We start from the raw sequence: 7,105 nt of genomic DNA on the forward strand, positions 1-7,105 counted from the left end.
GAAACGCAATGACCGATACCGATTTCCCTACCCCGTACGAGTATGGCGCAGACTCCATCAAGGTCCTCAAAGGCCTCGATGCCGTACGCAAGCGTCCCGGCATGTATATCGGGGACACCGATGACGGCTCGGGCCTGCACCACATGGTCTATGAGGTGGTGGACAACGCCATCGACGAGGCGCTTGCCGGTCACGCAGACCTCGTGACCGTCATCCTCAACGCCGACGGCTCGGTGACGGTCATCGACAACGGGCGCGGCATACCGACCGGCATCCACAAGGAGGAAGGGGTCTCAGCCGCCGAGGTCATCATGACCCAGCTCCACGCCGGCGGAAAGTTCGACCAGAACTCCTATAAGGTCTCGGGGGGTCTGCACGGCGTCGGCGTTTCGGTCGTCAACGCGCTTTCGACCTGGCTCAAGCTCAAGATCCGCAACGATGGCAAGATCCACGAGATGAGCTTTGCCCATGGTGACGCTATCGGGCCGCTCGAGGTCACCGGCACCTACGAACCGCGCCCGGCTCCAGGCTCCTATGACGGTCGCAGCGGCAGCGAGATCACCTTCCTGCCGTCTCCCGAAACCTTCACCATGCTCGAGTTCGACTTCAAGACGCTGGAGCACCGGCTGCGCGAACTCGCCTTCCTCAATTCGGGCGTCCGCATCCACCTTGCTGATCGCCGGCACCCGGAACCCGTCGACGTCGAACTCTTCTATGAGGGGGGTCTCGAGGCGTTCGTTGCCTACCTCGACAGGGCCAAGAGCCCGATCATCGACAAGCCCATTGCCTTTTCCAGCGAGAAGGACGGTATCACCGTCGAGGTGGCACTGCAGTGGAACGACAGCTACCACGAGAACGTCCTCTGCTTTACCAACAACATTCCGCAGCGGGACGGCGGTACACATCTGGCGGGTCTGCGCGCGGCCCTGACGCGGCAGGTAACCGGCTATGCTGACACTTCCGGCATTTCAAAGAGAGAGAAGGTGCAACTGACCGGCGATGACACGCGTGAAGGGCTGACCTGCGTGCTGTCGGTCAAGGTGCCTGATCCGAAGTTCTCCAGCCAGACCAAGGACAAGCTTGTGTCGTCGGAGGTTCGGCCTGTTGTCGAGAACGTCGTCAACGACAGGCTCGGTCAATGGTTCGAGGAGCACCCAGCCGAAGCGCGCACCATCGTTTCCAAGGTCGCCGAGGCGGCGGCTGCGCGCGAAGCCGCGAGGAAAGCCCGCGAACTGACCCGCCGCAAGGGCGCGCTCGAGATCTCCTCGCTGCCGGGCAAGCTGGCGGATTGCCAGGAACGCGATCCGGCCAAGGCCGAGATCTTCATCGTCGAGGGCGACTCGGCCGGTGGATCGGCCAAGCAGGGCCGCGACCGCGCGACCCAGGCGGTGCTGCCTTTGCGGGGCAAGATCCTCAATGTGGAGCGGGCGCGGTTCGAGCGCATGATCTCGTCCGAGCAGGTCGGCACTCTCATCACCGCACTCGGCACGGGCATCGGGTCCGACGAGTTCGACGCCGACAAGCTGCGGTACCACAAGATCATCATCATGACGGACGCCGACGTCGACGGCGCCCATATCCGCACGCTCCTCCTCACTTTCTTCTACCGGCAGACACCCGAACTCATCGAGCGCGGCCACATCTACATCGCCCAGCCGCCGCTCTACAAAGCCACGCGCGGACGCTCCGAACAGTATCTGAAGGACGAACCCGCGCTCGAGGACTATCTGCTCGACGGCGGTCTCGAGGAAGCGGTCTTTACCACCCGCGACGGCGTATCCCACGCCGGCCCGGACTTGCGGCAGATTCTCAACCAGGCCCGCGACATCGTCAAAGCCATCGGCAACCTCAACACCCGCTACAACCGCAGCCTCGTCGAACAGGCGGCAATCGTGGGTGGTCTCGACCCGGACGCGCTCGCCGATCCGGAACGTTCCCCGGAAGCGATCCGCCGTGTCTCCAACCGGCTTGACCGTATCTCGGACGAACTGGAGCGCGGCTGGACGGGAGGGACGACCGACGAGGGCGGAGCCGCGTTTTCCCGGACCGTGCGCGGCGTGACCGAGACCCATGTCATCGACCAGGCCCTCCTCCAGAGTGCCGATGCCCGCAAGCTCCGCCTGCTGGCCGGCCGGCTCGATGAAATCTATGGAGGCGTGCCCACGCTCACCCGCAAGGGAGAGACCACGCCGATCTTCGGCCCTGCCTCGCTGTTCAAGGCCGTGACGGATGCCGGCCGCAAAGGTATCTCGATCCAGCGCTACAAGGGCCTTGGCGAGATGAATCCCGAGCAGCTCTGGGAAACGACCCTCGATCCCAATGCGCGCACCCTGCTCAAGGTCGAGATCCGGGAAACGGACGAAGCCGACTCGATCTTTACCGCCCTAATGGGCGACCTCGTCGAGCCGCGCCGCGACTTCATCCAGGACAATGCGCTGAGCGTTTCGAATCTCGACGTCTAAACCGGTTTGTGTGTGCATTGAACGTCGTTGGGCTCGTCGTTGAACCGGTCGACACTGGATGAAATGCAGTTGCCCAAGGCTCGACCTCTCTTTCGACGGTTGAGGCCCTAGACCGGCTATCAGCCCGCTGGCGAGTATGGCGAGGACGGACATTGGATTCTCCTTCAGGCGGCTGCCATTGCGTTGCGGCGGCGAAGGTAGGCCAGTGCACTGAGGGTCCCGATCGCGAGTTCGGCCGCCATGGCGACCAGAAGTCCATCGGCAGGCCGGCCATCGATGGCCAGGCCCACGAGGCGCGAAAGACCGTAGCTTAGATAGACGAAGGCGGCGATCGCGAGCGAGGTCGAGGCAAAGCGCGGCGCGAAAGCGCCGGTCGCAATCAGCAGACCCGCCCCGCCCAGCGCCAGACCATGGGAACGCATCTCGTTGAGCAGGGTCACCTGGCCTGCGAGGTCGTAGCTGGAATAAAAGGCGACGGGCGCCAGGAGTATCGCAGCGCCTAGAGCAAGGCCGGTGAGGCCGGAGAGTGCCATGAACGCCTTGAGGAATGGGGAAACCATGGGAGGCTCCTTGTTCGCGAAGACATCAATTGTGCGGCTTCTGGTCTGGATCATCAATTACATGGTCGCCGCAATAACATGCAGATCGTCCAAACCTGTGGACGATCAGGCGGGTTTTTGGTAGATAGCCACCATGACCGACGCCCGTTTCCAGCCCTCGCCGCTTTCTGATCCGCTTGGGGAAGTGCTGCATATGCTCCGGCTCACCGGCACGCTCTATTGCCGGGCCGAGATGACGGCGCCGTGGGGCATCGTCATGCCTGACCTGATCGACTCGATGATGTTCGTGATCGTCACCGCCGGCCACGGTTGGCTTGCCATGGATGGCGAGGAGCCGGTGATGATTGCGCAAGGCAGCATGGTGCTGCTGCCGCATGGCGCCAGCTACCGGTTGCTGAGCGCACCGGACGCTGCGGCCGAACCGCTGTTTGATATTCCCGTCGAGAAGGTCAGCGACCGCTACGAGATCATGCGCCATGGCGGTGGCGGGGCCATCACCAGGGCGACGGCCGGGGTGGTGCAGTTTGACAGCGTGGCGGCAAAGCGTCTCGTGTCGCTGCTGCCGCCCGTGCTGCGCATCGATGCCTGGGACGGCGATGCCGGTGACTGGCTGCAGAGCACGTTGAGCCTGATCGCCCGCGAAGCCAGCGCCATGCGCCCCGGCGGCGAGACGGTGATGACGCGGCTGGCCGATATCCTGGTCATCCAGGCGATCCGGGCCTGGCTCGATACGGCGCGGGAGGCCAATCTGGGCTGGCTGGCGGCCTTGCGGGACCGGCAGCTGGGGCGAGCTTTGGCCTTGATGCATCGGCGGCCGGAGCAGGACTGGACGGTGGCGGAGCTGGCCCGCGAGGCGGGAATGTCGCGCTCGGCCTTTTCTGCGCGGTTCACCGAGCTCGTGGGGCAGCCGGCAATGCAATACCTGGCGCAGTGGCGGTTACACCTGGCCCGGGCGCAATTGCTGGAGAGCAGTGATTCGGTGGGCGTGGTGGCGGGCAGGGCCGGATACCAATCCGAGGCCGCTTTCGGGCGGGCCTTCAAGCAGTTCTTCGGCAAACCGCCTGGCGCCGTGCGCAGGCTAACGACGTAGCCGGTCGAGCGCACCCTGCAGGGTGTCGCTGGCGACCGGTCTGACGCGGGGGTCAATTTCCTTGCTGATTACCCGCTTGGAATCGGAGAGGCAAGCGCATGTTCGATGGGGAAGCCGAGAGCCTTGAATGCCTCGACCAGCGCTGCTTCAGCGGCAGCGACGGCGGTAACAGTCTGCAATTTGGGAGGTCCTGAACGAGCAACACGAAACGGGCCGGCTTGGTATTCGCCAGTCGGTTACCTTCGTCGCGTGATGTGTCTCGCTTCGGTCATGAGCTCTCTATCCTTCAAGCGCGGCGGAAAGTCCAGACCTGGCCCGCAGGCGCGGTATGGTTGGGTCGTCCAGCAACGGTCGGTTGGCGACAGCGACCGAGAAGGCCGCCAGACCTGCCGTCTGGCCGAAGACAGCATCGGGAGCAAGAAACGGTTCCTGCTCCAGGCGTATGCATTGAACCGTAACCATCAGAACGACTCCCCTTTGGCCTCAAGGTCCAGGAGCTGCTCGATGGACTGGCGTTTGCGGATAACGGTAAGCCTGCCGTCGTCCAGCATGATCTCGGGGACAAGGGGCCGGCTGTTATAGTTCGACGACATTGTTGCGCCGTAAGCCCCAACGTCGCGTACGATGGCCAGGTCACTCACCTGTGGCAGCGGGAGCTCACGGAACGCGACATACCCTCCGTCATGCTGGGTGAAGACGTCGCCAGCTTCGCAGAGCGGGCCGGCAACCGCGACTGAGCGGACAGGACCGGTCACCGCAGAACCTGTCGGGGTGAGGAAGCAGATGTCGTGGTGGCTGCCATAGATTACGGGGCGCGCGAGGTCGTTGAAGCCGGCATCGAGCAGCACGAAGTGATTGTCGGCGACCTTCTTGACCGCGCGAATCTCGGCAATCAGAAGGCCCGCATTGGCCATGAGAAATCGGCCCGGCTCGATCTCGAGCCGGACCTTGTTGCCGACGATGCGCTCAACCTCGAGCCTCGCTTCGTTCCAGACAGCATAGTATTGTCCTGTGTCGACCTCCGGCTCCCCCGACCGATAGGGAACCGACAGCCCGCCGCCCGCCGATATCGCTTCGATAGGCCGATCCAGTCGCCGGACGGCATCCAGCATGCTGTCGCAAACCCGGTGCAAATGCGTGTAATCGACGCCTGAGCCGATATGCATATGGAGACCGATCAGGCGCAATCCATGCGCATCGACAAGGCGCAGGGCATCCTCCAGCTCTTCGTGCCAGATGCCATGTTTGCTCGACGGACCACCCGTGTTGGTCTTGCGATTGTGACCGTGACCGAAGCCCGGATTGATCCGCAGCCATACCGGATGTCCTCGGGCAACCTTGCCAAGTTGAACCAGCATGTCGCAAGAGCCGCAGTTCACCGGTATGCCCAATTCGACGACGCGCGCGAGAGTGGCATCGTCTATGACGTCGGCGGTGAACACGATTTCATGCGCCGCGGTGCCAGGCACATAGCCTGCCCGCAGGGCGCGTTCAATTTCGCCAAGCGAGACGGCATCCACGAGGACATCCATGGCGCGTAGGATACGTAGGACGTGGATGTTGCTGTTGGCTTTCTGGGCAAAGCGAATGCAGTCGAACGCCTGCAACTGCCGGACGCGTTCGCGCATCGGCTCGGCCTCATACAGCCAAAAGGGTGTGCCGACGCTTCGTGCGGCCTTCTGCACGGCCTCGATCAGGGTCGGTCTCAGGGAATCGGGTCTGGTCACGCGATAGCTTTCGGGTAAAGACGTTGGTGAGGCGGTTCGAGCGGGCATCCTCATCGTGCGCAACAATGCCGCCCGCTCAGGCAGGATCGGATTTTCGAACAGATCGACGATGTCGATACACCCCAAGGTGACGGACGCACCGGCATCTGCGGTTAGATCAGTAACAGGGAATGGCCGCCAGTCCACGGGAACGGTGCGAGCGTCAACAGGCGCCGACGGCGGCGCCAGCCATGTTCTGCCCTAGACCCACCGGAACACGAAGATGAACCACAGTACCGCGATCGCTAGCGGCGCCCACAGCGGCGGGCCGAAGATGCCCAGCCAGCCGAGGAAGATGAAGGCCGATCCGAGCAGCGAGATGAACAGCCGGTCGCCGCGGGTGGTGTCGATGCCGAAGATACCGCGACGCGGGGCGCCACCCGGCGAGCGCCACTCCCACACCGCCATGGTCGCGATGCAGATCGCAATGAACACGAAAAAGGCGGCCGTCGGCCAGGTCCAGGCCATCCAGCCGAGCCCAAGGTCGAAACCCATCACACCCTCCCCAGCGCGAAGCCGCGGGCGATGTAGTTGCGCACGAAGTAGATGACGATGGCGCCCGGGATCAAGGTGAGCGATCCGGCCGCCGCGAGCAGCCCGAGTTCATAGCCGGACGAGCTCGCCGTTCGAGTCATGGTGGCAGCGATCGGCTTGGCGGCGACCGAGGTCAGGGTCTTGGCCAGCAACAGTTCGACCCATGAGAACATGAAGCAGAAGAAGGCGGCAACACCGATGCCGGCGGCGATGGTGGGCAGGAAGATCTTGATGAAGAACTTCCAGAATGGATAGCCATCGACATAGGCGGTCTCGTCCAGTTCCTTGGGTACCGAGGACATGAAGCCTTCGAGAATCCACACCGCCAGCGGGATGTTGAACAATGTGTGCGCCAGCGCGACGGCGATGTGGGTGTCGAACAGGCCGACGGCCGAATAGAGCTGCAGGAAGGGCAGCGCGAACACCGCCGGCGGCGCCATGCGGTTGGTTAAAAGCCAGAAGAACAGGTGCTTGTCGCCGAGAAAGCGGTAGCGCGAGAACGCATAGGCAGCCGGCAGTGCCGCCAGCAGCGAGATCACCGTATTGAGCGACACGTAGATGATCGAGTTGATGTAGCCGGTGTACCAGACGGGATTGGTGAAGATCTCGGTATAGTTGGCAACAGTGAAGTTGCGCGGCCACAGCGTGAAACCGCCGAGGATCTCGTTGGTGGACTTGAAGGACATCGACAGC

The 7,105-nt window shown here is 63.1% G+C and carries 6 protein-coding genes; 2 read left to right on the forward strand and 4 right to left on the reverse strand.

The annotated features are described in order from the left end of the window. Positions 1-8 precede the first annotated feature (8 nt). A complete protein-coding gene (gene gyrB / locus QQK18_RS03530) occupies positions 9-2,462 on the forward strand; it encodes a DNA topoisomerase (ATP-hydrolyzing) subunit B (protein WP_284338896.1) in 2,454 nt (817 codons plus the stop codon). Positions 2,463-2,626: 164 nt separating this feature from the next. Here gyrB and QQK18_RS03535 read toward each other — a convergent pair whose 3' ends face one another. Next, a complete protein-coding gene (locus QQK18_RS03535; RefSeq protein ID WP_284338897.1) occupies positions 2,627-3,022 on the reverse strand; it encodes a DUF4345 family protein in 396 nt (131 codons plus the stop codon). 133 nt (positions 3,023-3,155) lie between these two features. On the opposite strand from QQK18_RS03535, the gene QQK18_RS03540 reads away from it, so the two are divergent. Then, on the forward strand, positions 3,156-4,112 hold the full coding sequence (locus QQK18_RS03540) for an AraC family transcriptional regulator (protein ID WP_284338898.1): 957 nt from the start codon (positions 3,156-3,158) through the stop codon (positions 4,110-4,112). Between the two features lie 461 nt (positions 4,113-4,573). Here QQK18_RS03540 and lysA read toward each other — a convergent pair whose 3' ends face one another. From lysA to QQK18_RS03555, 3 genes are all read right to left on the reverse strand, one after another. Then, positions 4,574-5,839 (reverse strand): diaminopimelate decarboxylase, encoded by a 1,266-nt coding sequence (gene lysA, locus QQK18_RS03545; RefSeq protein ID WP_431307851.1) that lies wholly within the window; start codon positions 5,837-5,839, stop codon positions 4,574-4,576. 240 nt (positions 5,840-6,079) lie between these two features. Continuing rightward, complete coding sequence (locus tag QQK18_RS03550; RefSeq protein WP_284338899.1) at positions 6,080-6,373, reverse strand: DUF2160 domain-containing protein; 294 nt, start codon at positions 6,371-6,373, stop codon at positions 6,080-6,082. Beyond that, positions 6,373-7,104 carry a carbohydrate ABC transporter permease gene (locus tag QQK18_RS03555; protein WP_284338900.1) on the reverse strand — a complete coding sequence of 244 codons (732 nt, stop codon included), beginning with the start codon at positions 7,102-7,104 and terminating at the stop codon, positions 6,373-6,375. Before QQK18_RS03555 ends, QQK18_RS03550 begins: the two co-directional genes overlap by 1 nt. Position 7,105 lies beyond the last annotated feature (1 nt).

The organism is Devosia nitrariae (assembly GCF_030160115.1).
GTDB classification, from domain to species: Bacteria; Pseudomonadota; Alphaproteobacteria; order Rhizobiales; family Devosiaceae; genus Devosia; species Devosia nitrariae.

Coding starts and splice junctions, on each gene's coding strand:
- QQK18_RS03535 (WP_284338897.1), bottom strand. CDS start 3,022: ATGGTTTCCCCATTCCTCAAGGCGTTCATGGCACTCTCCGGCCTCACC.
- QQK18_RS03550 (WP_284338899.1), bottom strand. CDS start 6,373: ATGGGTTTCGACCTTGGGCTCGGCTGGATGGCCTGGACCTGGCCGACG.
- gyrB (WP_284338896.1), top strand. CDS start 9: ATGACCGATACCGATTTCCCTACCCCGTACGAGTATGGCGCAGACTCC.
- QQK18_RS03540 (WP_284338898.1), top strand. CDS start 3,156: ATGACCGACGCCCGTTTCCAGCCCTCGCCGCTTTCTGATCCGCTTGGG.